Source organism: Salinispora fenicalii, assembly GCF_000514815.1.
In the GTDB taxonomy this organism is placed as follows: domain Bacteria; phylum Actinomycetota; class Actinomycetes; order Mycobacteriales; family Micromonosporaceae; genus Micromonospora; species Micromonospora fenicalii.
Genome location: NZ_KI911474.1, coordinates 241685 through 267797 on the forward strand (window position 1 = coordinate 241685; position 26113 = coordinate 267797).

Below are 26113 nucleotides of genomic sequence, written 5' to 3' on the forward strand. Positions count from 1 at the left end.
CCGGTCCCACCACCCGTGTACGTTCGCCGGCTGGAACTGGTTGACTTCCGCTCGTACGAGCGGGTCGGCGTGGATCTCGAACCGGGGGCGAACGTCCTGGTCGGTCCCAACGGGGTCGGCAAGACCAACCTGATCGAGGCGCTCGGTTACGTGGCGACCCTGGACTCCCACCGGGTCGCCACGGACGCCCCGTTGGTTCGGATGGGTGCCGACGCGGGGATCATCCGCTGCGCCGTGGTGCACGAGGGGCGGGAACTGCTGGTCGAGTTGGAGATTGTTCCGGGGCGGGCCAACCGGGCCCGGCTCGGTCGATCCCCGGCCCGGCGGGCCCGGGACGTGCTCGGTGCCCTGCGGCTGGTGCTCTTCGCCCCGGAAGACCTGGAGCTGGTCCGGGGCGATCCGGCGCAGCGGCGCCGCTACCTCGACGATCTGCTGGTGCTCCGGCAGCCCCGGTACGCCGGGGTGCGGGCCGACTACGACCGGGTACTCCGGCAGCGGAACGCCCTGCTGCGCACCGCGTACCTGGCGCGTAAGACCGGTGGGACCCGCGGCGGCGACCTCTCCACGCTCGCGGTCTGGGACGACCACCTCGCGCGGCACGGTGCCGAACTGCTCGCCGGTCGGCTCGACCTGGTCGCCGCACTCGCCCCGCACGTCACCCGGGCGTACGACGCGGTGGCCGCCGGTTCGGGCGCGGCCGGCATCACGTACCGATCGTCGGTCGAGCCGGCCAGCCCGACCGCGGACCGGGCTGCGCTGACCGCGGCGTTGAGTGACGCGCTCACCGCCGGCCGGGCCGCCGAGATCGAGCGGGGGACCACCCTGGTCGGCCCGCACCGGGACGACCTCAACCTCACGCTGGGACCACTGCCCGCCAAGGGGTACGCCAGCCACGGCGAGTCCTGGTCGTTGGCGTTGGCGCTCCGGCTGGCCGGGTACGACCTGCTGCGCGCTGACGGGATCGAGCCGGTGCTGGTGCTGGATGATGTCTTCGCCGAGCTGGACACCGGCCGGCGGGATCGCCTCGCCGAGCTGGTCGGTGAGGCGAGTCAGCTCGTGGTGACCTGTGCGGTGGCAGAAGATCTCCCCGCGCGTCTGCGCGGAGCGCGATTCGTTGTCCGCGAGGGGGAGGTACAGCGTGTCGAGTGAGGTGGAACCCGCCGCCGGACCCCGTGCGACGGCGGCGAGCGGCGCGGGCGGGGTCCCCCCGGCGTCCGCTAGCGGGGCGGAGGCACCGGCCGGTCCGCAACTCGCGCGGGCGGTGCTGGATGCGGCGAAGGCTCGCCGGCAGACGGCGCAGCCGCAGCGGCGCAGCCGCAGCGGTGGGGCGGCCGGTGGGGGGCGACGGCTGCGGGGCTACTCCGGCCCGGGGCCGGACCCGCGCGACCCGCAGCCGCTCGGCGCGGTACTGGATCGGCTGGTGAAGGCCCGGGGCTGGCAGCAACCGGCGGCCGAGGCGACGGTCTTCGGCGCCTGGGAACGGGTGGTCGGCCCGGACGTGGCCCAGAACAGCCGGCCGGTGAAGCTGGAAGGGGGTGAGCTGACCGTGGAGGCGCGTTCGACCGCCTGGGCAACTCAGCTCCGGCTCCTCGCCGGCTCACTGCTGCAGCAGATCGCCCGCGAGGTGGGCCACAACGTCGTACGTCGGCTGCACATCCACGGTCCGGCCGCACCGTCCTGGTCGCGTGGCCCTCGTCGGGTGCGGGGCCGCGGCCCCCGGGACACCTACGGCTGAACGGCCCGGCGGGGTGCCACCGACTCGGCGTAGACCGCGAAGCCCCGATCGGCGCAGCGGCGGTAGAACGCGGCGAGGACGCTCAGCTCCGCGCAGGTGAAGGTCCACTGCGGTGGAGCTCCGCTGTCGTCGCGGAGCCGGTCCAGCCGGCTGTCCAACCAACGCAGCTGCTGTGCGGCCAAGCGTCCGTCGCCGAGTAGCGCGCGAAGCACCTCGCTGACGGTTTCGAAGGTGACTGCCTCACCGACTGCGCGGTGCCGGGCCACGAACCGCTCGACTCCGTCGGCGATCCACCCGCAGCCGTCCGGGTCGATCACCGGGTCCTCGTCTTCTTCCGAGTTCTCTGTGGCGTATAGCACATTATCCAAGCCGAGGATCAGATCGACCAGCTCGGTGTACGCGGTTGCCCGGACCGTGCCGCTCTTGGCGATCAGCTCGGCGAGCGCGGCGGTTGGTGCGGAGATCTGCGGCATGTCGACGATCTCGCCGAAGTCCACGAACTCCGCCGGCGCGACCGGGTCGTAGAAGCGGCCAGTCCGCGGCCAGTTCACCACGACGTTGTCCAGCCCCATCTGGTGTCACCCCTCAGCCCATGTCCGTACGAACGGGTCGATCGTCCGGTTCCAGCCGCCAAAGATCAAGCCGGTGTTCCTCGCGAGATAGACACCCGTCGGACGGAGAACGCTACCGGCCGATGCGAGCCAATGGTCGGCTCGGTGTGCGTAGGGGGAGTCGTGGACTGAGCGGTCGGCCGGCTATGAAGGTCTCAGCCGCCGCGCAAGGGGTGCCGAGTGGTGGTTCTGTCGCCGAAGCCCAGTAGGATTGGGCCTGAGACGAAGACCCGGTGCGGAGCGATGAAACCCGGGGCCGGCCCGGGCCCGAGATCATCGTCCCGCATCAGGTCGAGCCGATCGCGATCCGCGGGCAACCGCGGCGGCCGGCGCGTTCGACCCCCAGCCCGGATTACTCTCCGGTGCCGGTCCGCGCGCCCGACGTCGCGTTCTGTCCGCCGAACCCCGTGACCGGTCGCGCCAGCTGGCGTGGCCGACGCGAGAAAGTGGCCGAGGGTGGCAGCGCAGGACAAGCAGGAGTACGGCGCCGAGTCGATCACCGTCCTCGAAGGGTTGGAGGCGGTCCGCAAGCGCCCCGGTATGTACATCGGGTCCACCGGCGAACGCGGTCTGCACCACCTGGTGTGGGAGGTTGTGGACAACGCGGTGGACGAGGCGCTGGCCGGGCACTGCGACACCATTGACGTGGTGCTGCTCGCCGACGGCGGGGTTCGGGTGACCGATAACGGCCGGGGTTTCCCAGTCGACCCGCATCCGAAGTTGAAGAAGCCGGGCGTGGAGGTGGCGCTGACCGTGCTGCACGCCGGCGGCAAGTTCGACGGCAAGGCGTACGCCGTCTCCGGTGGCCTGCACGGCGTCGGTGTGTCGGTCGTGAACGCCCTCTCTACCCGGATGGCTGTCGAGATCCAGAAGGACGGCTACTTCTGGCGGCAGTCGTACACGGATTCGAAGCCGACGCCGCTGGAAAAGGGTGAGCCGACCGACGCCACCGGTTCGGCGGTCTCCTTCTGGCCCGATCCGACGGTCTTCGATACCGTCAACTTCAACTTCCAGACCATCTACCGCCGGCTCCAGGAGATGGCCTTCCTCAGCCGGGGTCTCACCATCCACTTCCTCGACGAGCGAGTCGACGAGGGCGATGACAGCAAGCCGCGGGAGGTCACCTTCTGCTACCAGGGTGGCATCGCCGACTTCGTCCGGCACCTCAACGCCTCGAAGACCTCGATTCACAAGTCGGTGGTCGAGTTCGGCACCGAGGAAGACGGCATGTCGGTCGAGATCGCCATGCAGTGGAACGAGTCGTATGGCGAGTCGGTCTACACCTTCGCCAACAACATCAACACGCACGAGGGCGGCACCCACGAGGAAGGCTTCCGGTCGGCGCTGACCAGTGTCATCAACCGGTACGGTGCGGAGAAGCGGCTACTCAAAAGTGACGAGAAGCTCTCCGGGGAGGACATCCGGGAGGGGCTGGCGGCGATCATCTCGGTGAAGCTGACCAACCCGCAGTTCGAGGGGCAGACCAAGACCAAGCTGGGCAACACCCCGGTCAAGAGCTTCGTGCAGCGGGTCTGCAACGAGTGGCTGGTGGACTGGCTGGACCGTAACCCGGCCGAGGCGAAGGTCATCATCACCAAGGCCTCTCAGGCCGCGCGTGCCCGGGTCGCCGCCCAGCAGGCCCGCAAGCTGGCCCGCCGTAAGTCGTTGCTGGAGTCCGGCTCGATGCCGGGCAAGTTGGCCGACTGCCAGTCAACCGATCCCCGCGAGTGCGAGGTCTTCATCGTTGAGGGCGACTCGGCGGGCGGCTCCGCCAAGCAGGGGCGCGACCCACGGACGCAGGCGATTCTGCCAATCCGCGGCAAGATCCTCAATGTGGAGAAGGCGCGGATCGACCGGGTCCTGAAGAACAACGAGGTCCAGGCGCTGATCACCGCGCTCGGCACCGGCATCCACGACGACTTCGACATCGAGAAGCTGCGGTACCACAAGATTGTGTTGATGGCCGATGCGGACGTCGATGGTCAGCACATTCAGACGCTGCTGCTGACGCTGCTCTTCCGCTTCATGCGGCCGCTGGTCGAGTTGGGCCACGTCTATCTGGCCGCCCCGCCGCTCTACAAGATCAAGTGGAACCGGAAGGGGGACGACGCGCAGTACGCGTACTCCGACCGGGAGCGGGACGGGCTGATCACCCTGCGTCAGCAGAAGAAGCCCAACGCAAAGCCGGACGACATCCAGCGCTTCAAGGGGCTTGGCGAGATGAACTATCCCGAGCTTTGGGAGACCACGATGAATCCGGCTACGCGCACCCTGCGCCAGGTCACGCTCGACGACGCGGCGACCGCGGACGAACTGTTCAGCGTGCTGATGGGGGAGGATGTCGAGGCTCGTCGCTCGTTTATCCAGCGTAACGCCAAGGACGTGCGGTTCCTGGACATCTGAGGGTCACTCGGATCCGGCCGACCGTCGTCTGCGGCGGCCACGACTCATCCACAGAGTTATCCACAGCCAGGCCGATTTCCACAGCGGTTATCCACAGCACAAAAGCGACTCTGAGTCTGATAAGGGTTAACAAGTGACCGATACCCCCGAGTCCACACCGAACGAGCCCGACGTCCCCGAGACCGCCGGCGCCGTCGTGGCGCACGACCGGATCGAGCCGGTCGGGCTCGAGGTGGAGATGCAGCGCTCCTACCTCGACTACGCCATGAGCGTGATCGTCGGGCGGGCGCTGCCGGACGTCCGGGACGGGCTGAAGCCGGTCCACCGCAAGATCCTCTACGCGATGTTCGACTCGGGGTACCGGCCCGACCGGGGGTACGTGAAGTGCTCGCGGGTGGTCGGCGACGTGATGGGCCAGTTCCACCCGCACGGCGACTCGGCGATCTACGACGCGCTGGTCCGGATGGCCCAGCCCTGGGCGCTGCGCTACCCGCTGGTGGACGGCAACGGTAACTTCGGCTCACCGGGTAACGATCCGGCCGCGGCGATGCGGTACACCGAGTGCAAGCTCCAACCGCTGGCGATGGAGATGCTGCGGGACATCGACGAGGACACCGTCGACCTGCAGGACAACTACGACGGCCGGGCCAAGGAGCCCACGATCCTGCCGTCCCGGATCCCCAACCTGCTGGTCAACGGCTCCGAAGGCATCGCGGTCGGGATGGCCACCAAGATCCCGCCGCACAACTTACGGGAGATCGGCGCGGCGGTGCAGTGGTGCCTGGAGCACCCGGAGGCCGACGAGGCGAGCACCCTGGAAGCCCTCCTCGGGATCGTCAAGGGGCCGGACTTCCCGACCCACGGACTGATCGTCGGCCAGGCGGGGATCCAGGACGCGTACCGCACCGGTCGTGGCTCGATCCGGATGCGCGCCGTGGTTGAGGTCGAGGAGGACAAGCGAGGCCGGCCGGCGCTGGTGGTCAGCGAGCTGCCGTACCAGGTGAACCCCGACAACCTGGCCGAGCGGATCGCCGAGCTGATCAAGGAGGGGAAGCTCGGCGGGATCGCCGACATCCGGGACGAGTCCTCCGGCCGCACCGGCCTGCGGCTGGTACTGGTGCTCAAGCGCGACGCGGTCGCCAAGGTGGTGCTGAACAACCTCTACAAGCACACCCAGCTGCAGGAGACCTTCGGCGCGAACATGCTGGCGCTGGTGGACGGTGTGCCGCGCACCCTCAACCTGGCCCAGTTCATCCGCTACTACGTCGATCACCAGATCGAGGTGATCCGCCGGCGGACGGCGTACCGGCTGCGTAAGGCCGAGGAGCGGGCGCACATCCTGCGCGGTCTGGCCAAGGCGCTGGACGCCCTCGACGAGGTGATCGCGCTGATTCGGCGCTCGCCGACCGTGGATGACGCGCGGCAGGGCCTGATCCGGCTGCTGGACATCGACGAGATTCAGGCGACCGCGATCCTGGACATGCAGCTGCGCCGGCTGGCCGCGCTGGAACGGCAGCGCATCCTCGACGACCTGGCGAAGCTGGAGCTGGAGATCGCCGATTTCAAGGACATCCTGGCGAAGCCGGAGCGGCAGCGGCGGATCGTCTCGGAGGAGCTGGGCGAGATCGTCGCAAAGTGGGGCGACGACCGGCGCACCCAGATCATTCCGTTCGACGGCGAGGTCTCGATGGAGGACCTGATCGCCCGCGAGGACGTCGTGGTCACCATTACCCGAACCGGGTACGCGAAGCGCACCAAGGTGGACGCGTACCGCTCGCAGCGACGGGGCGGCAAGGGGGTCAGCGGCGCAACGTTGCGGCAGGACGACATCGTCAGCCACTTCTTCGTGTGCTCGACGCATGACTGGATTTTGTTCTTCACCAACAAGGGCCGGGTGTACCGGGCCAAGGCGTACGAACTCCCGGAAGCCAGTAGGGTGGCCAAGGGCCAGCACGTGGCCAATCTGCTCGCCTTCCAACCAGACGAGCAGATCGCACAGATCATCGAGATTTCCGACTACCAGGTCGCCCCCTACCTGGTTCTGGCCACAAAGAACGGGGTGGTAAAGAAGACGAAGCTCGAGGAGTTCGACTCCAACCGGTCCGGCGGCATCATCGCGATCAATCTGCGCGAGGACGACGAACTGGTCGGTGCTTCCCTGGTGGCGCCGGAGCAGGACCTCCTGCTGGTGTCGAAGAACGCTCTGGCGATCCGGTTCAACGCCTCCGACGAGGCGCTGCGACCGATGGGGCGGGCCACCTCGGGCGTGATCGGGATGCGGTTCAGCGAGGACGATGAGTTGCTCGCGATGGAGGTCGTCCGGCCTGACCTGGATGTCCTGGTGGCCACCAATGGCGGTTACGCGAAACGTACTCCGATTGAGGAATACCCGGTCCAGGGCCGGGGAGGTAAGGGCGTGCTGACTGCGAAGATCACCGAGCGGCGCGGTGGTCTGGTCGGTGCTGTGGTGATCGACCCGGACGACGAGCTCTTCGCTATCACCAGTAACGGTGGTGTCATTCGGACTCCGGTGAAGCCTGTACGCCGTACGCGCGACCGGAACACAATGGGGGTCAAGCTGATGGACCTTCCGGATGGCGTAACCATCGTGGCGATTGCTCGCAATGCCGACGAGCCTGACGAACAGGACTAGTTGCATGACGGAGACACAGGCGAAGTCGGGGAACGCGGGGAACCCGGCTAACCCGGTCGACGAGGACGGTGCCACGAGCGGTGCCTCAGCCGCCGGCCGTGCGGCAGTGGGCCGAGCCACCGTCCCCGCCGACGTGCCGGCCCCGAAGTTCACCAGGGCTCCCGGGATGGCCCCGCCGCCGGACAAGCCGGCTAAGGAGCCGGAATCCAGCGCGGAACCGGCTGAGGCCACGAAGGTCGAGACACCGCGCACCGATGGTGCAGCCGCGGAGAAGACCGCCGCGGCCACCGTGCCGTCAACCGCTGGCGGCGCTGGGCAGACCAGCACGGTCGCCGGGAGCGCGGCTGGTCTCGGAAGCACGGCTGCCCTGGGCGGCGCGAACGGCGTCCCCCGACTCGATGACACCGGAAGCCAGCCGCGGGTCACCGGGACGGCCCGCCCGCAGCCGAACTCCGCTGGCCGGCCCCAGGGCGGTACCCTCCCGCCGGGAATCAGCGGGGTGGCGGCCATCGGGGCGGCGCGCGTCGGTGACGCGGTCCGCGCCGCGCGTACCGCGGTTAGTTCTGCCGCGTCTCGCGGGCCACGCCGGGCCCGACTGAACCTGCGGCGGATCGACCCGTGGTCGGTGATGAAGTTCGCCTTCGCGGTTTCGGTGGTGCTCTTTATCGTTGTCGTGGTCGCGACCTCGGTGCTGTACCTGGCGCTGGACGCGATGGGCGTGTTCGCCAGCGTCAACGACAGCCTGAGTGATCTGGTCAACGCCGGCGGCGGTCAGAGCGCAAACGGCTTCCAGATCACCGCTCGCGGGGTGATCCTGAGTTCTGCGTTGATTGGCTTGGTCAACGTCGTGCTGTTCACGGCACTGGCAACGCTGGGCGCATTCGTCTACAACGTCTGCGCCGACCTGGTGGGCGGCATCGAGCTGACGCTCGCTGAGCGCGACTGAGTAAGTCCGCGTTACCCGGGTCACCGGCCGGTGACCCGGGTACCCGCACCCAGCGGCACCGGGGAGTGCCCGGAGTCACCCCCGATTTTGGGGCGGCCGGGCTGATGGGTTAACCTTGCTCGTCGCAACACGGGGCTATAGCTCAGTCGGTTAGAGCGCAGAGCTGATAACTCTGAGGTCGCTGGTTCGATTCCAGCTAGCCCCACCTTCCACTCGGTCCTCACATTCTGAGGGCCGAGTTTTTTCGTAGCGCCGTCTGACGTCTCCACTCCGCGCCCGGCCGCTACTGGCCCGATTCCGGGAAGCGCTCTGCTCGCCGAGATGTCAGAACCCCCAGCCGTTACCGGCCGGACAACCTGGGCGCCAGCGGCGACGCCGGTACGGCAGCAGGTGGCGAAAGTGTCGTAGCCCACGCCTAGTCTGGCGCCGTTCGATGTTCCGTCCCGGCCCGGTTCCATGGGTCGGTTCGCCTTCGAGGAGGTCCGGTGCTCAACCACCTTGGCATTCAGGTTCGCGATTTTGATGCCAGCCTCGCCTTTTACGATGCTGTCCTGGCCCCACTTGATGGGCGTCGCCTGATGGAGTTCCCGCAGGCGGTCGCCTATGGCGGCAGCACCCCGGACTTCTGGCTCAGCCCGCTGGGTGGCGCGGCCGGGGGCGTCGAGACGCACATCGCCTTCACCGCGCCGGACCGGGCTGCGGTGCAGGCATTCCATGACGCCGCGGTGGCGCTCGGGGCGGAGGTGCTGCACGCGCCCCGAGTCTGGCCGGAATATCACCCGACCTACTTCGGCGCTTTCGTCCGCGATCCGGATGGCAACAACGTCGAGGCGGTCTGCCATCAGCCGGAGTGATCGATCCCGCAGCGTCGGCGGGGAGCGGGACACGGTGCTGAATCCTCCGGGGGTACTGCGTCGACGATGCTGACTCGTCCGGGCCACTGCTACGGCGGGCCCGTTTACCGGACCTTGCTTCCGGCTGATACGGTCCTCGGGTAGGTCCGACGGCACTGTCGAGCGTGAGGGGTTGCCCTAATGTTCAAGAAGCTGCTGATCCTCGTCGGTATCGTCGGTGTGGCGGCAATCGTGGCCAAGCGAGTCAAGGAAACCAACGACGAGCGTGCCCTCTGGCACGAGGCCACCACCGCGCCCGACCTGCGCTGATCCGCACCCGATCAGCGTTTGGGCGGCACGGACCGCTTCCGGGGCCCTAGCTCAACTGGCAGAGCACTGCCTTTGCAAGGCAGGGGTTAGGGGTTCAAGTCCCCTGGGCTCCACCAATGCCGTCTTTGAACAGGCGATCCGTCCTCGCAAGAGCGACGGGCACAAGCTGGGCGCATGTCAGTCATGATCTTGCGTTTGGCTGGTCGCCCTGTTGACACGCCCCACCGGGATGTGGTGCTGGCCGTGAGCGATATCGACTGTGTGGAAGCTGGGCGTCACGCCTGCGGGAGTGACGCCGGTGACCGTGGCGTCGATGGTGCGGGTTGAGGCCCGGGTTGTCTACTTCACCAGCCGCATTGGCCGATCCGTCAAGAGGCTGTAGGCGAGAACGATCAAGGAAATGAGACCGACTGCAGCGAGAGCTACGCCGATCAGCCGTTCCAGCCGGATGAATCGCGCTAGCCGCTCATCGTGTGAGACGCCAGGTAACCAGCGCCACGGCGGAAGTCGCCGGAGCACGCTCGCGGTGAGCATCGACCGCTGTACGTGCCACGCGGTCACGCCGCGAAAGTTGCTAGCGAGAGCTACGCCTAGGAGGCACAGAATCACACTCATGGCGGCACCCGCCAGGAAGCGCCAGGTCTCCATCTGACCCCCCCCACGATGTGATTATTGGACCTTAGTTGCCGGCTCATGTGTAGCAGCTGCGTCGCCGACAGCTGGGTGAGTGCTGGCTCGCGCATCAGCAGGTCAGCACCGTGAGTGTCGTGTCTTCAAACCGGTGAGACGGGAGAGTCGTCGGAGGTTCGTGAAGCGCGCCCATGTCCGGCATCCACGCCAGCCGGGTCGCACTGTGCGTCAACGTCTCCGCGTCACCGCCGTCCGTCCCGCCGGGCCTGGCGTCTTCCTAAGGGCTCGTGCGAAGTCCGGCGGGCCCCTGGTTGGTGAGTCGGGCTTCGGCGATGAGGGCCTCGATGGTGGCTTTGCGTTCGGGGCCGCTGCCATGATGGTGCGCACGGACATGGGAGGGGTGCACTGTGCCGAGCTATCTCCGTTCCCGGGTCTCTGCCTACGCGCTCGTCCTGCCGATGGCCTTCCTGTCCGGCTGTGGGGAGGACACTCCAGGACGGACCGTGGAGGCGAACGGCGTCATCACGTTCGTGGCACCGGAGGCCGATGGGGGCCGGGACGCCAAGATTGTCGGTGAACTTGTGGTGGGCAAGGGCCAGTGCCTGGCCGTGCAGACCGCGGAGAATCGGAGACTGGTCGTCGTGTGGCCGGCCGGAAGTGAACTGAAGACCGGAGACGGCACCACCGGGGTCAAGGTGCCCGGCGCAGGCACTGTCCAGGTCGGCTCCACTTTCACTGCAGGTGGCGGCTACGCCTACCCACCGCTCGGTGACGACATGCCCACCATCCCCGAAACCTGCGCCAGCGGCGCGGAGGAGGTCGCAGTCATCGACAATCTTCACGGCCAGTAGCACCTTCGACTTCGGGGTGACGCAGGATCTTTCTTCGTCGATGTAGCCTGGCGCTGGTGAGCGATGCCGGAGGTCGCGGGAGCAGTTCGAGTCAGGCGGACGAGGCTGCTGCGACACAGTTGGCGGCGGCGCGGGCCGGTGACGGCGATGCCTTCGGCCGGTTGGTGGGGCCGTTGCGGGACGAGCTACGCGCCCACTGCTACCGGATGCTGGGGTCATTCCATGACGCGGAGGATGCGGTCCAGGAGACCCTGGACCGGGCGTGGCGCAGCCTAGAGCGCTGTGAGGACCACGGGTCAATCCGGCCTTGGCTGTACAAAATTGCGACGAACCGGTCGCTGACGATCATTGAGCGTCGGGGTCGGCGCGAGTTGCCCACGGATCTGAGTCCGGGCGGTGCGCCGCTGACCGAGGCGGCGTGGCTGGAGCCGTACCCCGATCGGCTGATGGATCCGACGGCGCGGCTGAGCCCCGAAGCCCGCACCGTGGCACGGGAGAGCGTGGAGTTGGCGTTCGTCGCCGCCTTGCAGCATCTGTCGGCGTCGCAGCGAGCGGTGCTGTTGCTGCGCGACGTGCTCGGCTACGCCGCCGGTGAGGTCGCTGACGTGTTGGACACCACGGTGGTCGCGGTCAACAGTGCCCTACAGCGGGCCCGCAAGGTCGTCGTGAAGCTGTGCCCCGAACCCAGCCAACAACAGACCTTGCAGACGCTCGGCGACGCGGAGCAACGGAAGGTGGCCCGGCAGTACGTGACCGCCTGGGAGGCTGGTGACGTCGACGCGATTGTGGCGATGCTGACTGAGGACGCACGGTACTCGATGCCGCCGCTGACGAGGTGGTACGCCGGCCCGGCAGATATCCGCGGGTTCCTGGTCGAGACGGTGCTGGGGCATCGCTGGCGGTTCGTGCCGACGTCGGCGAACGGGCAGCTCGCGTTCGGCACCTACCTGTGGAGCGACGGGCGGGGCGCGTACGTCCCGGCGGGTGTGGATGTGCTGACGCTGCGCGGGCGGCAGGTGGCCGAGGTGGTCTCGTTCCTGGACGCCGATTTCCCGACCTTCGGCCTGCCGGAGCAGCTGGGGAAGAGAATTTTCTCGGCACGCGATGATTTTGCGGACTGGCCCGGGTTGTAGTCCTGACGGACCCATCAACCCGGAAGGATCGAGCCGACCATGGCTAGCAACGAGGAGCAGATCCGCACCCTGATCGAGCGCTGGGCCAAAGCGGTCCACCACGGTGATCTCACCGGAGTCCTTGCCGACCACACGGAGGACATCGTGATGTTCGACGTGCCGCCGCCGCAGCAGGGGGTGCGGGGTCTCGATGCCTACCGCGAGACCTGGCCACCATTCCTCCGGTGGCAGGCCCAGGGCGCCTCGTTCGACATCGAGTCGCTGGAGGTCACCGCGGGCGAGGATGTCGCCTTCGCGTACGCCCTGCTCCGCTGCGGCACCGAGCGCGACTTCGCCGATAACCCCGATAACCGGCTGCGGTTGACGTTCGGTCTGCGTAAGCAGGACGGCCGGTGGCTCATCGTTCACGAGCATCACTCATTTCCGCTCGCCGACGGGTCCACCGCGGCCAACCCCGCCCCGCATCAGGACCACGCTGCCACCGACCAGGAGCGCGCTGCTGCTGAGCAGGGCCACGCTGCCACCGAGCAGCACCTGCGTCAGCTACACCAACGGTGGTTCGCCAGCACCGCCGCCAAAGACCTCGACGGCCTGATGGCCCCCATCGCCGAGGACGTCGTCTCCTATGAGCATGACCAGTCGCTGCAGTGCATCGGGGCTGATGCTGTCCGTGAGGTCTGCAAGGCCGGTCTCGACGCGGCCGGCGACAGCAGCGTCACCTGGCACGTTCCCGACCTGAAAGTCCTGGTCAATGGTGACCTTGCTGTCGCCTGGGGGCTCAACCATGTCAAGGTGTCCGCTGGCAGCCAGTCAGTGGACACCTGGTCCCGCGGGACCCGCATCTTCCAACGCCGGGACGGCGCCTGGTTGATGACCCACCAGCACCTCTCCTACCCCTTTGACCCGGTCACCGGCGACGCCAAGACCGACCTACGCCCGTAACGGAACGGCGCGTTCAGCACGGCGGGTTGTCGACCAACTGCTTGGGAGAATGGCGATGTCGGGCACGGGTGTGCACCCAGACGCTGCTCGCCACCGAACATGTGCTGCGGTCCCGCCGGGAACTGTCCCTCGGTATGGGGCCGGCGCGGAGGATGTGGCGACCGGAGGTGCTGCCGGTGGTCTGCCGGCATTTCTCGCCGCTACTGGTGGCGGCCATTCCCAGTCGATGCCGGCCCGGCAGGGATACGGCACCGCATTGGCCCGGGGCGAGCTGCACCTGCGTGCACTCCGCTACCTACCGCTATCCGGTAGGAGGCGGAGTGCCGGTGCAGCCCGGCCCCGTCAGCCGAGTGTGATCTCCGGCGTCAACGGCGTGTCCGCCTCGGCGGTGTCGACCTCCCGCACCACCCCCGCGGCCCGAACGTCCCGGCTGACCAGAGCGAAGGCGGCGAGGTCGCTCGGGCGCCCGCGGAGGGTGAGTTGGGCTACCGGCACCCGCATCGACTGCTTCGCCTCGGACTTTGCCCGGCGGATGGCGGCGAGCACATCGGAGGCGAGCCCAAGCAACTCCGTCCCGTCCGGCACGGCACGGTCGGCCTCTGCGGAACCACGGGCTCCGGTGGGGCCACAGGCTTCGGCGGGGCCACGGGCTTCGGCGGAGTGGTTGGCCTCAGTGGGGTCGCCGGGGCTGACGAGCTCCTGTCGGGCCGGCCACGACGCCCGGTGCACCGAACCCTCCTGCCACCACGACCAGGCTTCCTCGGTGACGAACGGCAGCATCGGCGCGAAGAGTCGCAGCAGCGTGTGCAGCGCCAGCGCGAGCGCGGCGTGGGCCGAGCGGACAGCCGGATCGTCAGGCTCCCCGTACGCGCGCTCCTTGACCAACTCCAGGTAGTCGTCGCAGAACGACCAGAAGAACTGCTCCGTGCACTCGAGGGATCGGGTGTAGTCGTGCTGGGTGAAACCGGTGGTGGCGGAGTCGACGACGGAGGCCAGGCGGGCCAGCATCGACCGGTCGAGCGGTTCGGTCACCTGCGCCACGTGGGGTGCCAACAGCGTTGGGGAGCCGAACCGCAGCACGAACTTGGTGGCGTTCAGGATTTTGATGGCGAGTCGACGGCCGACTTTCATCTGCCCGGTGTCGAAGGCCGTGTCGGTGCCCGGCCGGCCGCTGACCGCCCAGTACCGGACGGCGTCGGAGCCGTACTCCTCCAGGAGAGCCATCGGCGTGACCGTGTTCCCCTTGGACTTCGACATCTTCTTGCGGTCCGGGTCCAGGATCCAGCCCGACAGCAGCGCGGTGTTCCAGGGCAGGAGGTTGAACTCCTGGTGCGACCGGAGCACGGTGGCGAATAGCCAGGTCCGGATGATTTCGTGCGCCTGCGGACGGAGGTCCATCGGGAAGACCCGGGCGAAGAGGTCGTCGTCGACCGTCCACCCGCCGGCGATCTCCGGGGTGAGCGAGGAGGTGGCCCAGGTGTCCATCACATCCGGATCCGCCCTGAAACCGCCCGGTTGGTTGCGCTGGCTCTCCTGGTAGCCGGTCGGGACGTCGCTGCTGGGGTCAACCGGCAGCGCCGGGTCGTCCGGCAGGATGGGGTGCTCGTAATCGGGCTCGCCCGAGTCGTCGAGCGGGTACCAGACCGGGATCGGCACACCGAAGAAGCGCTGTCGGCTGATGATCCAGTCCCCGGAGAGACCCTCGACCCAGTTCTCGTACCGGCTGCGCATGAACTCGGGGGACCAGGTCAGCTCGCGCCCCCGATGGACCAGCGCGGCCCGCAGTGCGGTGTCCCGACCACCGTTGCGGACGTACCACTGTCGGGTGGTGACGATCTCGAGTGGCTTGTCGCCCTTCTCGTAGAATTTGACCGCCTGGATGGTGGGGCGGGGCTCGGTCTCGAGATTCCCGGCGGCGCGCAGCAGCTCCACGATCTTCGCCTTCGCGGAGAACGCGGTCAGGCCGGCGAGCGTCCGGTACGCCGCCACCGCGTCGGCGTTGACGACCCCGGGTGGTGGCTCGGGGAGCAGGCGGCCGTCGCGACCCATCACCGGCCGGGTCGGTAGGGCCAGCTCCCGCCACCACAGCACGTCCGTCAGGTCGCCGAAGGTGCAGATCATCGCGATGCCGGAGCCTTTGTCCGGCTGAGCCAGCGGGTGCGCCTTGATCGGCACCGGGACACCGAAGAGTGGCGTGACGGCGGTGCTGCCGAAGAGATGTTGGTACCGCTCGTCATCCGGGTGGGCGACGAGCGCGACGCAGGCCGGCAGCAGCTCGGGCCGGGTGGTCTCAACGTAGATCTTGTCTCCGGTCGCCGAGTGAAAGGCGAGCCGGTAGTAGTTGCCCTGACGCTCGCGATCCTCCAACTCGGCCTGCGCGACGGCCGTGCGGAAGCTGACGTCCCAGAGGGTCGGGGCGTCCGCCAGGTACGCCTCACCCCGGGCCAGATTACGGAGGAAGGCCCGCTGGGAGATCGCCCGACTCCGGTCATCGATCGTCGCGTACGTCAGGGACCAGTCGACAGAGAGGCCCAGGTGCCGCCAGAGGGCCTCGAACACCTGCTCGTCGAGCTCCGTGAGGTTTCGGCACAGCTCCACGAAGTTACGCCGGGAGATCGGTTGCGGCCGGCTCGGGGGCTCGGCCGGTGGCGTGTAGCCCGGGTCGTACGGCAGGGAGGGATCGCACCGGACCCCGTAGTAGTTCTGCACCCGCCGCTCGGTGGGCAGACCGTTGTCGTCCCACCCCATCGGGTAGAAGACCGTCCGGCCCCGCATTCGCTGGAACCTCGCGATGGCGTCGGCGTGGGTGTAGGAGAAGACGTGACCGACGTGCAGCGCCCCGCTGACCGTCGGCGGCGGAGTGTCGATCGAGTAGACCTCGTCCCGGGTTACCGAGCGGTCGAAGCGATAGGTGCCGGTCTGCTCCCATACCCGCGACCAGACCTTCTCGATGCCCTCGAGGGACGCCTTGGCCGGCACAGCTATTCGCTTCCTGGTGTTCTCGGTCACTGTCGGACTATATGCCGCTGGTCCAGTGATTTGGCCGCGCTAATTGGGTCGGCGACGGGCGGGCAGGTCCGGCAGGCTAGCGTCGAGGCGTGAGCACGCCGCGAGTACTGCCCGCTGACAGCGGTGTCGCCGAGGCCGCTGTCATCCTGCGGTCCGGTGGTCTGGTCGCCCTGCCCACCGAGACGGTGTACGGCCTGGGCGCGAATGCACTGGACGCCCCGGCGGTGGCTCGGATCTTCGCGGCCAAGGCGCGGCCGAGTTTCGACCCGCTGATCAGTCACCTGGCTGAGGCGGCGGAGCTGGAGAAGCTGGTGGGGACGGTGCCGGCGGCGGTGGCGGTGCTGGCCGAGCGATTCTGGCCCGGGCCGCTGACGCTGATTGTGGACCGGCCGGCGGCGATCCCGCCGATCGTCACCTCCGGGCTGGAGACGATGGCGGTGCGGGTGCCGGACCATGCAGCGACGCGCGAGTTGATCGCGGCGGCCGGGGTGCCGGTGGCGGCACCGAGCGCGAACCGGTTCGGTCAGCTCAGCCCGACGCGGGCCGAGCACGTGGTGGCGGGGCTGGGGGCGGCGGTTGACGTGGTGCTCGATGGTGGGCCGACCCGGTGTGGGATCGAGTCGACGATCGTGGATGCGCGAGGCGACCATCCGGTGGTGTTGCGGTTGGGCGCGCTGCCGGTGGAGTCGCTTCAGGAGGTGGTCGGTCCGGTGCTGGTCCGGCCGGGCAGTTCGGGGCAGCCGGTGGCCCCGGGGACGCTGGCGGCGCACTACGCCCCGCGTACGCGGCTGCGGTTGGTCACCGATGTCGAGCCGGCGGACGGCGGCGTTTCCCGGCGGGGGTTCCTGGGCTTCCGCGACTGCCCGGCGGGGGACTGGGCGGCGGTGGAGGTGCTGTCCAGCAAGGGTGACCTGACCGAGGCGGCGGCCCGGTTGTTCGATGCGCTGCACCGCCTGGATGGGGCCGGTGTTGACGAGATCCTGGTTGAACCGGTGCCCGAGGTGGGAGTGGGGCGGGCGATCAACGACCGGTTGCGCCGCGCCGCCGCTACTTGGAAGTAGCCGGCTGCCGGGACGAGCCACGTCCCGGCGGGTGCCGGGAGAGTCCTCGCGACCTGGTGTTTGGCGACGGCCGTCGCCCCCTGGTGCTAGCCGCTGTGCCCCCGGAGGCGGGCGAGCAGGTCGTGCAGGTCCACCCCGGGGCGGGGTGGGGCCGGTAGTTGCTCCACCAGGCGGGCGACTGTGCTGTTGGCGAAGGCGGCGCCGGCCGCGGAGCCGGTGGCGATCGTCCAGCCGATCGGGCCGAGCGGGGTGCAGCCGAAGAAGTGGCTGAGGCCGGGAGTCTGTACGACCAGGACGAGTACCCCCACCGAGCCGGCGGTGGAGAGCAGGACGCCGGGGGTGGTGCCGCCGGCCAGCAGGGTCTGGCCGAGCTGGGTGCCGATCAGCGACACCAGGGCGACCGTGCCGGCCCGGCGGGGCGAAGCTGCCACCCACCGGGACAGCACCCAGCCGGCGGTGGCGCCCAGCGCGGTGGAGGTGGCGCGGACACCAAGTTCTCGGTTGAGGGTGGCGCCGAGGGAGGTGTCTGGCCCCTCCCGGAGCAGGTTTTCGCTGTATTCCGGCGGGGGTGGCCGGACTGCCACGGCCAGGGCGGGGGCCAGATCGGTGAGCAGGTTGACGAGCAGCAGCTGCCGGCCGTTGAGCGCGGAGCGGCCGTCAATGGCGGCGGTGACGATACTGAACGCGATCTCGCCGAGGTTGCCGCCGAACAGGATGCTCAGCGCGTGCCGGACCGACGACCACATGGCCCGCCCTTCGGCGAGGGTGGCGATGATGGTCTCCAGCCGGTCGTCCATGACCACCAGGTCGGCTGCGGCGCGAGCCGCGGGCGTGCCGCGCTGTCCGAGGGCGATGCCGACGTCGGCGAGTCGGATGGCGGGTGCGTCGTTGGCGCCGTCACCGGTCATCGCCACGGTACGACCGCAGGTCTGGAGCGCCTGGATCATCCGTACCTTGTGGGCTGGGGTGCATCGGGCCACGACGTCGGTGGTGACCAGGCGGGCCGCCAGCGCCTCGTCGTCGAGGTCCACGAGGTCGTTGGCGGTCGCCACCCGCTGGCCGTCACCGGGGCTGATCACCGAGGCGATCGCCTCGGCGGTGGCCGGATGATCGCCGGTGATCATGATTGTGTGCACTCCGGCCTTGCGGATGCTCTCCACCGCCGGGGCGGCGCTGGCCCGGATCCCGTCGGCCAGCGCGAGGATGCCGACGAAGGTCAGGCCCTGGACGTTGTCGTCGGCGATGGACTCGTCGGACACGGCCCGTTCGGCGAGGGCCAGCACCCGCTGACCGGCCCCGGCGTGCCGGAGCAGTTCCTGCTGGACCGCCTCTCGGGTCGCGTCGTCCAAGGGCACCACCCCGGCCTCGGTCCGTCGGTTGTGGCAGCGGGGCAGGACGGTCTCCGGGGCGCCCTTGACGCTGAGGACCAGGCCGGCGTCGCAGGTGCCGACGGTGGCGTGGTAGCCGCGGGACGGTTCGAAAGGAAGCCCTCCGGCGGGACGCCACTCTTCGGCGCCGGTCTGCTCCACCGTGCTGGTCTCCTGGGCGGCCCGTCGGATCGCCCGGTCGGCCTGCTCGGGAAGCTGCTCCGGGTCCTCGGCGTCCGGAGTGGCGCGCAGGGCGACCGCGAGGATCATGCGGAGGTGGTCGTCGAGCTGGTCCACGGTGGCGAACCGAGTACCGTCACCGACTCCGGAGAGCACCAGCCGCCCTTCGGTCAGGGTGCCGGTCTTGTCGAAGCAGAGCACGTCCACGCGCCCCAACGCCTCAATCGTGCGGGGGTTTCGCACCAGGGCGCCGCGTTCGGCCAGACGCCGGGCCGCCGCCAGCTGCGCGGCGCTGACCAGGAACGGCAACCCCTCGGGCACCGACGCGACGGCCAGGTTCGCGGCGGTTGAGGCGGTCTCCGCCAGCGGTATGCCGCGCGCGACGCCGGCTCCGGCGACCGCGACCGCGGATCCGAGTGCGAGCGGTATCGCCGAGCCGGTGAGCCCGCCGAGTCGTGCTTCGACGCCGCCGCTGGGTCGGGCCTGCCGAGCGAGGTGGAGACTGCGCCCGGCCTCCGTGTCGGTACCGGTGGCGACGACCACGCCCCGGCCGTGACCGGCGGCGACGGTGGTGCCCTCGTACAGCATCGAATGGCGGTCGGCGATGTCGGACGCAGCCACCGGTTGGTCGGTCTTGCCGACCGGCAACGACTCGCCGGTCAGCGAGGACTCGTCTGCCTCCAACCCGGTGGCCTCGAGGATCCGGCAGTCGGCCGGTACGGCGTCACCCGGCTCCAGGATGATCACATCACCGGGGACCAGTTCGTCGGCGGGTAGCTGCTGTTCGGCGCCGCCCCGCCGGACCCGGGCGGTGACCGCGGTACGGGACAGCAACTCGGCCAGCGATCGCTCGGTGTTGCGTTGGTGTACCGCCCCGACCAGGGCGGAGCCGCCGACCACGCCGCTGACCAGGGCGGCATCAACCAGCGATCCGAACGACGCGGAGAGCACCGCCCCGGCGGCGAGGACCGGAGTCAACGGGTTGGACAACTCCTCCAGGAAGGCGCGGAGCAGGGTCGGAGTCGGACTGCCGTCGGCGACCTGGCCGGAGCGCCGGCGGCCGGCCTCCACCGGATCCAATCCGTCGAAGCCGCTGCCCAGCTCGTCGAGGACGGTTCCCACCGGCATCAGGTGCCACGGAACCGTCGTCCGCCCGGCGGGGGCCTCGGTCGGCTTGGGTAGATGGTGGGCCCGCCACACGCCATGGGCGAAGGCCAGTGCCGCTGTCCCGTTGACCGCGGCCTGGGTCCGGTCTGGGAGCTGTTCCCGGGCGGCGGTGAGTGCGGACAGCGTCCCGAGACCGGCGCCCCCGAGCCCCAGCCGGATGTTCTGCGTCGTCATCCGGCGCGCCACCCCAGCCGCCTCGACCACCAGCGCGCAGGCCCCGAGGTCGGTGCCGACCAGTAGGTGCGCACCCCACGGTGGCAGCTCCTCGTCAACGGTCAAGCCGAGGCCGCAGTCGGCTGCCGCGAGCGCCCCCCGGCTATCGGAGAGCAGCATCACGACCGCGCCGTCGCGTTGCAGCTGGCGTACGGTTTCGGTGAGCTGGGCACCGCCGGCGAGGACGGTGTCGGCGAAGTCGTACCGGCCCGGGTCGTCGTCCGCCACGACCAGCCGCAACCCCGCCCGTCGAGCGGCGGCCGGCAGGAGGTCCACGCCGGGAGCCGGCTCGGCTTCGACCCGCAGCAGCGCGACGAGCCGACCGCCGTGTGCCAGGCCGAGGAGTCGGCCGCCGGATGAGCGAAGCCGGTCGCTGTGCAGGGTGTCGCCCGGGTCAGCGGCGTCGAGGCGGTCCAGCGGGCCGAGACTCCAGCCGTCGCCGTGCTGGGCCGCCGCCGGCTGAGCCGGGTCGAAGAGGGCAAACGCTCGGGCGCCTACCTCGCCCAGTTCCGCGTCGCCCAGCGGCGCCAGATCGGTGAGGATGCCACGGTCGGAGCCGAGGATCGTGGCGTCCAGGACCAGCGTGTCGATCCGGTCGAGTTCGCGGAGCACGCGGCGGTCCATGGCGATGACTCCGCGTCGCGCGAGCAGGCTACCGAGCTGGGCGGCGTAACCCTCCCGGCCGGCGCCGCTGGACTTCGGAAGCGCGGCGAGGCCGAGTGCGGCGGCGCGTTTCGGGCCGGTCACCGGGGTTGCGGCGGCGGCGGCCACCGCGCCGGCGTGCAGCATCCGGACTACATACCTCTCGGCCGGTCCATCCGGTTTCGGGCAGGGCCGTTCGGCTGGCAGGACGGGGGCAGCGGCCCGCCCCGGTGCACCGGCGAGCCGGGGTTCGGCCGTCGTCCACGCGGCGAGTTGGGCCCGCGCCTCGCCCCACTGCACCACCCGCTGGAGACTGTCCAGGACGATGCCGGTCCAGCCGCCCGCGAGGCCCTGTGTCACCGCCTCGGCCAGCGGGAAGAGTAGGTCGGCGCGTGGATCAGCCCGCACTCCCCGGTCGGCGAGGGCGTGCAGCCTCGGGTGTAGGTCAACCGCGTTGAGGAGGCCGGAGATCTCACCCGGTACGGGGGTGAAGGGCAGGATCCGGGTGGCAGCGGAGATCGTCAGACCGAGCGCGTCGGAGGCGAGGGCGCCGAGCGTCCGGGGGGTGCGGGGGCCCTCCTCCGGCGGGTGCGGCGGTGGGATCTCCGGGTCCGGTTCGTGCGGGCTGATGCGTTCGGCGCGGGCCACGGTGGCGATCAGATCGCGCAGCCTCGGCTCGGGGGAGCCAACGGCGACCACCACCCGCCCCGAGGGGGCGTTCACCCGCGCCCAGCTCACGCCGGGTACGCGTGCCAGGGCCGCTTCGACCTGCCGGGCGAGCCGCTCCCCGCCGTCCTGATCGACCCCGTGTACCTCGATGTGGTGTCGGCCGTAGCGGGACCAGACCTGGCGGTTTGTCAGACCGGTGAGCCGAGCGGCCCGGGCAGCGGTGGATCCGAGGTTGCGGGCCGCCTGCCCCATCAGCTCCGGCACGGTCGGCACGCGTACGCTGCCAGCGACGCGGCCCAGCGGGATCATCGAGGCGTACGGCGGGACTCGTATCGGCCCGATTCCCCGGTGTCGCTCTTCCCGTACGCCATCCCGCCTCCCACGCCGTGTGTCCCGGCGGTCTGACTTCCCGCCCGACCGTCCGTTATGCCCCTGGCCGGCGGTGAAGTTGTACCGGCCAAGCCGGCATGGAGGGCGGCGACGGTGGAAAACCACGGCGGTCACCGCCGTTTCTGGGAGGTCGAGATGAGTATGTTGACCCGGGATCTCAGTGGGAGTCGGGACATGATCCGGACGTTCACCCGCCGAGTGGAGGTGCCAATACTGGGGGAGGTGGCCATCCCGCCGCCGGACAAGTTGGCGTACTACGCGGGCGTGGGTCTGCTCACCCTGTTGCAGGTCATCGAGTGGCCGGTGGCGTTGGTGGTGACCGCTGGTCACGTGCTGGCCGACCAGCATCTATCCGGGCTGGCCAAGGGGCTCGGGGAGGCGTTGGAGACCGCCTGACACCCTCGGTGGGTGTACCCGGCGACCCTCGGCGCTCCCGGCCGGGTGGGGGTAGTGGGCGCTGTACACGTACGGGGGAACCCGTTCGCGGCCAACGCCCCACCCGGTTCGGGCGAACCTACGGTGGCCTCATGTTCACCCTGGTCACCACTGTGATTCTGTACGTCGGAGGTTTCGTCTTCCTATACGGAGTGATCCGCCTCGCGATCCGGCACGCCTTGGAGGAGGCGGAGGTGCGTCGGATCCAGGCCCAGCGGGCCGAGGAGTTGGCCGCCCACCGTGATCGGACCCTACTGGAGGGGAAGGGCTACCTCGCCGGGAGTTGATCCGGTGGTAGCGCGCACTCAGGCAGCTGTGGCTATCAATGTTGTTGCACGTGAAACATCGGCATGGTCGATGCGCCGGGTCGGTGCTGGCCTACTCCATCAGGCCCCGGTCGCCACGTGCCGCTGGGCCTCGGTCAGAGCGGCGAGTAGGGCTGACGAATCCTGCGCGCCGGTCACGGCGTACCTGCCGGCGAGAATGTAGGTCGGCACGCTGGTGATGCCGAGTTCCCGCGCGGTGGCCAACCCGGCGCGGACCGCGGCTACCTGCCCGTCGGATTCGAGGAAGGTGTGGGCTGCCGTGGCGTCCAGGCCGACCTCGCCCGCGATCGTGGCCAGGGCTGGTCGGGAGCCGATGTCGATACCGTCGCGGAAGTGGGCCCGGTGCAGTGCCTCGACCGTCTCGGCGGCCCGGTCCTGTTCGATCGCCCAGGCGACCAGCCGATGCGCGTCGAAGGTGTTCGCGGCGAGCGCCCGGTCGAAGTCGAATTCGATGCCGTCCCCGGCGGCGGCCCGAGTGACCTGGTCCGCCATCTGCCGTGCGCGCTCCCGGCCGCCGAACTTCACGCCCAGCGCGTCCAGCAGCGGCAGCGGCTCGGGCACCGGCGCCGGGTCGAGCTGGAACGGTCGGTAGCTGACGGTCGCGGTTCCGTCGTAGGACGCGAGCGCCCGCTCCAGCCGGCGCTTGCCGAGATAGCACCAGGGGCAGACCAGATCGCTGTAGATTTCGATCTCCATAACCGAAGGCAACCCGGTGGTCAGCTTGTCTGTTCCCGGACCTGCCGCTTGAGCCGGGCCAGGACCGCGGTGCCGCCCCGGATCCGCAGCGGACTGACCGCCTGGGCCAGCCCCATCTGTTGGTAGAGGTCGTCGGGGACAGCCAGCACCTGCGCTGGTCGAGCGCCGGCGAGCCCTTCGGCGAGGATGCCCGCAAAGGCGCGGGTGGTGGCCGCCTCGGGTGGGCAGTCGAAGACGGTCTCGACGCCGCCCTCCGGAGTCACGCGTGCGCGCAGGAAGAGAGCCGTCTGGCACTCCGGGACCGGCTCCAGCTCCGCGCGGTCGGCGTGCCCGGACGGCAACGGCCCAACGGCATCGGCATACTCCAGCAGCAGCTCCAGCACGATGTCACGGGGAGCTGTGGCGAATTCGTCCACGATCTCGACCAGCCGGGGAGGCATCTCGGGCATCCCGCCAGGCTACCGTCGCCCGGAATTCAGATCGGGCAGTATGCCGACGGAGCGCACCCGTCTCCTGGCGGCAGGGCTGTGCCCCGCACCGCGTTGGGGCGTGCCCCACGGTGGCGGGCGGGCCCCCTCCTAGCGGCGGGCCTGCCCGCGTCACGGCGTCGGGGCTTGCCCGCTGAGCTGGCCGAGTGCCGATTGGGGGTCGAGCCGCAGGGCGAGGTCACCGAGGGAGACGATGCCGACCAGCTTCCGCTCGTTGTCGCAGACCAATACTCGCCGTACGCCCCGTTCCCGCATGAGGGCCGCCGCCTCGCCCACGGTGCAGTTCTGTTCGATCATCACCACCTCACGGGTGATGATCGAGTCAATGGTGGTCCGGGCTGGGTCACTCCGCTGGGCGACAGCCCGGACCACGATGTCCCGATCCGTGAGTACGCCGGCGAGCGTGGCCCCGTCGGTGGCGACCACGTCCCCGATATCGGCCTCCTTCATCACCCGTGCGGCTTCATCCAGCGTGGTCTCCATCGGCAGGTAGATGACCTGCTTTGTCATCACGTCACTGACCCGGAAACTGGTCATGGAACTCCTCCAGCAGCGATTCCAGCCCGATCGGGACGCGGTTCCCCGTTCCACCCTTACTACACCTACCTCTACGGTCACCCCTTCGACCAGAGGCTGTCCGGCTCCCCGTCAGCTCGATGTCACTTGGTTCCCCGTCGGCCCGATATCAGCCGGCCCGACCCCGGGGGCACCGGCAGTAGCACCATCGGTGAGAAACTATCGCTTCTCAGGCGGGGCTCGCCGCTACCGGAGGCGGAGACACGGGTCCTTCCCTACCCTGGAGGGTGTAGTGAGCTGGCGCAGTTTCGTGGCGGTCGGGGACAGCTTCACCGAGGGCCTGAACGACACGTACCCGGACGGTGGCTTTCGGGGCTGGGCCGACCTGGTGGCCGCTCGGCTCGCCGTCGAGGCCGGGTCGGAGTTCCGGTACGCGAACCTCGCTATTCGTGGTCGGCTCTTCCCTCGGGTCGTGGACGAGCAGGTTCCCGCTGCGTTGGCGATGCAGCCGGATCTGATCAGTTTCGCGGCAGGTGGGAACGACGTGCTGCGGCGAAACTTCGACCCGGATGACCTCATCGCGCGCTTCAATGACGTGGTGGGGCGGCTGCGCGCAGGCGGGTCCGACGTGGTCCTGTTCCGCTTCGCCGACGTCATGGCCCGCCTGCCCGGGCAGCGGCTGGTCGCCCCCCGGGTGCAGCTACTCAACCGAGCGGTTGGTGACACGGCGGAACGGCATGGCGCGATCTTGGTCGACCTGTACGCCGACGACACGTACCTGAACCCGATGCTGTGGAGCACCGATCGGTTGCATCTCTCCTCGGCCGGGCACCGGCGGGTGGCAGCCCAGGTGCTGACCGCGCTGGGGGTTAGCTGTGCCGAGGAATGGTTGCTGGCTCCCGAACGTCCGCTGCCCAAATCGTGGCTTATGGCCCGCACCGACGACCTCCGTTGGGCGACCCACCACCTGGCACCCTGGCTCACGCGTCGCCTCACAGGTCGCAGCTCCGGCGACACGGTCACCGCCAAGCGTCCCGCCCTGACCCCGTTGACGGACTGACCGGCCCCGCTCCCAGGGGCCTGCCGCGCCTGGTCTTGTCCCGGCCGTGCTCTCGGAAACCCGAGGCACGGCCCCGGCCGCTGCACGCGGTGGAGCCTGCGGACTACGCTTTCCCCGTGACGGTGCAGCAGTCAGCCAAAGCGACGAACGGCGATATGGGCAGCGGCCGACGGCGGTCCCGCAAGGAGGAGATCCTCGAGATCGCGGTCGGGCTGTTCGCCTCCCGGGGCTATCACGGGGTGTCAATGGATGACATCGGCGCTGCCGCCGGGGTGACCGGTCCGGCGCTCTATCACCACTTCGCCGGCAAGGAGGCGATGCTGGTCGCCGCGTTGATCCCGGTCAGCGAAGGGCTGCTCACCGGTGGCCGGGAGCGGGCCGCCGCCCATCCCGACGATCCCCGCGCCGCGTTGGAGTCGCTGATCGATTTCCATGTCGACTTCGCGCTGGCCCAACCAGCGGTGATCGCCCTACATCTGCACGAGCTGGACCGGCTGCCTGATCAACCGCGTCGCCGCATTCGTCGGCTCCAGCGGCTGTACGTCGAGGAGTGGGTGAATGTGCTGACCGCGTCGCACCCGGGCCTGCCCGACAACGAGGCGCGGGTGTTGGCCCACGCCGCGTTCGGCCTGATGAACTCGACCCCATTCCTTGGTGGCGTGGTGGACCGGCAGCGCCGAGCCGAGCTGCTTCGTAGCGCCACGCTGGCTGCTTTGTTGGCGCCGACAGCCCGTTGACTATTGGGTCCAGGCCTGAGGCTGCCCCAGAGTTGATCGGGGGCTGTGCCGCAACTGACTCGTCAGTAACCGGGGTGGCATGGTTCCCTA

Annotated in this window: 20 protein-coding genes, 2 tRNA genes and 1 pseudogene; 17 read left to right on the top strand and 6 right to left on the bottom strand. The window is 69.3% G+C overall.

The window, feature by feature from the left end; all coding sequences use genetic code 11:
• Positions 1-15 precede the first annotated feature (15 nt).
• The gene (recF, locus tag B116_RS0124345) at positions 16-1149 is read left to right on the top strand and encodes a DNA replication/repair protein RecF (protein ID WP_018722550.1); all 1134 of its coding nucleotides are present in this window, start codon (positions 16-18) and stop codon (positions 1147-1149) included.
• Complete coding sequence (locus tag B116_RS0124350; protein WP_027661601.1) at positions 1139-1735, top strand: DUF721 domain-containing protein; 597 nt, start codon at positions 1139-1141, stop codon at positions 1733-1735. The genes recF and B116_RS0124350 overlap by 11 nt, the downstream gene beginning before the upstream one ends.
• Here B116_RS0124350 and B116_RS0124355 read toward each other — a convergent pair.
• Entirely contained in the window at positions 1726-2307 is a 582-nt protein-coding gene (locus B116_RS0124355) for a hypothetical protein (protein WP_018722548.1), read from the bottom strand. The two genes, B116_RS0124350 and B116_RS0124355, sit on opposite strands and share 10 nt — an antisense overlap.
• 495 nt (positions 2308-2802) lie before the next feature.
• On the opposite strand from B116_RS0124355, the gene gyrB reads away from it, so the two are divergent.
• The 10 genes and pseudogenes from gyrB to B116_RS0124415 all read left to right on the top strand — a co-directional run bounded on the left by gyrB (position 2803) and on the right by B116_RS0124415 (position 13067).
• The gene (gene gyrB / locus B116_RS0124365) at positions 2803-4749 is read left to right on the top strand and encodes a DNA topoisomerase (ATP-hydrolyzing) subunit B (RefSeq protein ID WP_018722546.1); all 1947 of its coding nucleotides are present in this window, start codon (positions 2803-2805) and stop codon (positions 4747-4749) included.
• Between the two features lie 133 nt (positions 4750-4882).
• Positions 4883-7402, top strand: a complete 2520-nt coding sequence (gene gyrA, locus B116_RS0124370; protein WP_027661602.1) for a DNA gyrase subunit A — start codon at positions 4883-4885, stop codon at positions 7400-7402.
• Between the two features lie 4 nt (positions 7403-7406).
• Positions 7407-8348 (top strand): DUF3566 domain-containing protein, encoded by a 942-nt coding sequence (locus B116_RS0124375; RefSeq protein ID WP_027661603.1) that lies wholly within the window; start codon positions 7407-7409, stop codon positions 8346-8348.
• A gap of 131 nt (positions 8349-8479) precedes the next feature.
• Positions 8480-8553, top strand: a tRNA-Ile gene (locus tag B116_RS0124380).
• A 280-nt stretch (positions 8554-8833) separates the two neighbouring features.
• Positions 8834-9202, top strand: a complete 369-nt coding sequence (locus B116_RS0124385) for a VOC family protein (protein ID WP_027661604.1) — start codon at positions 8834-8836, stop codon at positions 9200-9202.
• Between the two features lie 180 nt (positions 9203-9382).
• Complete coding sequence (locus B116_RS28565; RefSeq protein WP_011903934.1) at positions 9383-9511, top strand: DLW-39 family protein; 129 nt, start codon at positions 9383-9385, stop codon at positions 9509-9511.
• A gap of 40 nt (positions 9512-9551) precedes the next feature.
• Positions 9552-9627, top strand: a tRNA-Ala gene (locus tag B116_RS0124395).
• A 921-nt stretch (positions 9628-10548) separates the two neighbouring features.
• Positions 10549-10992 carry a hypothetical protein gene (locus tag B116_RS25865; RefSeq protein WP_027661606.1) on the top strand — a complete coding sequence of 148 codons (444 nt, stop codon included), beginning with the start codon at positions 10549-10551 and terminating at the stop codon, positions 10990-10992.
• A gap of 119 nt (positions 10993-11111) precedes the next feature.
• Positions 11112-12100: pseudogene (locus B116_RS0124410) on the top strand (sigma-70 family RNA polymerase sigma factor).
• A 64-nt stretch (positions 12101-12164) separates the two neighbouring features.
• A complete protein-coding gene (locus tag B116_RS0124415) occupies positions 12165-13067 on the top strand; it encodes a YybH family protein (RefSeq protein ID WP_027661608.1) in 903 nt (300 codons plus the stop codon).
• 342 nt (positions 13068-13409) lie between these two features.
• Here the strand turns inward: B116_RS0124415 and valS are convergent, their stop codons facing one another.
• Positions 13410-16046, bottom strand: coding sequence for a valine--tRNA ligase (gene valS / locus B116_RS0124420; protein ID WP_027661609.1), 2637 nt, complete (start codon positions 16044-16046; stop codon positions 13410-13412).
• A gap of 137 nt (positions 16047-16183) precedes the next feature.
• Between valS and B116_RS0124425 the strand changes: the two genes are divergently transcribed.
• The gene (locus B116_RS0124425; protein ID WP_027661610.1) at positions 16184-17137 is read left to right on the top strand and encodes an L-threonylcarbamoyladenylate synthase; all 954 of its coding nucleotides are present in this window, start codon (positions 16184-16186) and stop codon (positions 17135-17137) included.
• An 86-nt stretch (positions 17138-17223) separates the two neighbouring features.
• Here the strand turns inward: B116_RS0124425 and B116_RS0124430 are convergent, their stop codons facing one another.
• Positions 17224-21684 carry a cation-translocating P-type ATPase gene (locus B116_RS0124430; RefSeq protein WP_027661611.1) on the bottom strand — a complete coding sequence of 1487 codons (4461 nt, stop codon included), beginning with the start codon at positions 21682-21684 and terminating at the stop codon, positions 17224-17226.
• A 117-nt stretch (positions 21685-21801) separates the two neighbouring features.
• Here B116_RS0124430 and B116_RS0124435 point away from each other — a divergent pair, with 117 nt between their 5' ends.
• Positions 21802-22161 carry a hypothetical protein gene (locus tag B116_RS0124435; RefSeq protein WP_018722534.1) on the top strand — a complete coding sequence of 120 codons (360 nt, stop codon included), beginning with the start codon at positions 21802-21804 and terminating at the stop codon, positions 22159-22161.
• A gap of 131 nt (positions 22162-22292) precedes the next feature.
• Positions 22293-22487 (top strand): hypothetical protein, encoded by a 195-nt coding sequence (locus B116_RS0124440; protein WP_018722533.1) that lies wholly within the window; start codon positions 22293-22295, stop codon positions 22485-22487.
• Positions 22488-22586: 99 nt separating this feature from the next.
• On the opposite strand, the gene B116_RS0124445 is transcribed toward B116_RS0124440, so the two are convergent.
• From B116_RS0124445 to B116_RS0124455, 3 genes are all read right to left on the bottom strand, one after another.
• On the bottom strand, positions 22587-23222 hold the full coding sequence (locus B116_RS0124445; RefSeq protein WP_027661612.1) for a DsbA family oxidoreductase: 636 nt from the start codon (positions 23220-23222) through the stop codon (positions 22587-22589).
• Between the two features lie 20 nt (positions 23223-23242).
• Positions 23243-23671: a SufE family protein gene (locus B116_RS0124450; protein ID WP_027661613.1), complete on the bottom strand. Its 429-nt coding sequence runs from the start codon at positions 23669-23671 to the stop codon at positions 23243-23245.
• Positions 23672-23821: 150 nt separating this feature from the next.
• Positions 23822-24247 (bottom strand): CBS domain-containing protein, encoded by a 426-nt coding sequence (locus B116_RS0124455; RefSeq protein WP_018722530.1) that lies wholly within the window; start codon positions 24245-24247, stop codon positions 23822-23824.
• 271 nt (positions 24248-24518) lie between these two features.
• On the opposite strand from B116_RS0124455, the gene B116_RS0124460 reads away from it, so the two are divergent.
• Positions 24519-25286, top strand: coding sequence for an SGNH/GDSL hydrolase family protein (locus tag B116_RS0124460; protein ID WP_027661614.1), 768 nt, complete (start codon positions 24519-24521; stop codon positions 25284-25286).
• A 155-nt stretch (positions 25287-25441) separates the two neighbouring features.
• Complete coding sequence (locus B116_RS0124465; protein WP_018722528.1) at positions 25442-26023, top strand: TetR/AcrR family transcriptional regulator; 582 nt, start codon at positions 25442-25444, stop codon at positions 26021-26023.
• Positions 26024-26113: the final 90 nt, after the last annotated feature.

What these genes read in the sequence shown, in the direction of transcription:
- B116_RS0124355 (WP_018722548.1), bottom strand. Translation starts at nt 2,307, where the DNA reads ATGGGGCTGGACAACGTCGTGGTGAACTGGCCGCGGACTGGCCGCTTC.
- B116_RS0124375 (WP_027661603.1), top strand. Translation starts at nt 7,407, where the DNA reads ATGACGGAGACACAGGCGAAGTCGGGGAACGCGGGGAACCCGGCTAAC.
- B116_RS28565 (WP_011903934.1), top strand. Translation starts at nt 9,383, where the DNA reads ATGTTCAAGAAGCTGCTGATCCTCGTCGGTATCGTCGGTGTGGCGGCA.
- B116_RS0124415 (WP_027661608.1), top strand. Translation starts at nt 12,165, where the DNA reads ATGGCTAGCAACGAGGAGCAGATCCGCACCCTGATCGAGCGCTGGGCC.
- B116_RS0124430 (WP_027661611.1), bottom strand. Translation starts at nt 21,684, where the DNA reads ATGATCCCGCTGGGCCGCGTCGCTGGCAGCGTACGCGTGCCGACCGTG.
- B116_RS0124435 (WP_018722534.1), top strand. Translation starts at nt 21,802, where the DNA reads ATGCCCCTGGCCGGCGGTGAAGTTGTACCGGCCAAGCCGGCATGGAGG.
- B116_RS0124440 (WP_018722533.1), top strand. Translation starts at nt 22,293, where the DNA reads ATGTTCACCCTGGTCACCACTGTGATTCTGTACGTCGGAGGTTTCGTC.
- B116_RS0124445 (WP_027661612.1), bottom strand. Translation starts at nt 23,222, where the DNA reads ATGGAGATCGAAATCTACAGCGATCTGGTCTGCCCCTGGTGCTATCTC.
- B116_RS0124450 (WP_027661613.1), bottom strand. Translation starts at nt 23,671, where the DNA reads ATGCCCGAGATGCCTCCCCGGCTGGTCGAGATCGTGGACGAATTCGCC.
- B116_RS0124455 (WP_018722530.1), bottom strand. Translation starts at nt 24,247, where the DNA reads ATGACCAGTTTCCGGGTCAGTGACGTGATGACAAAGCAGGTCATCTAC.
- B116_RS0124465 (WP_018722528.1), top strand. Translation starts at nt 25,442, where the DNA reads ATGGGCAGCGGCCGACGGCGGTCCCGCAAGGAGGAGATCCTCGAGATC.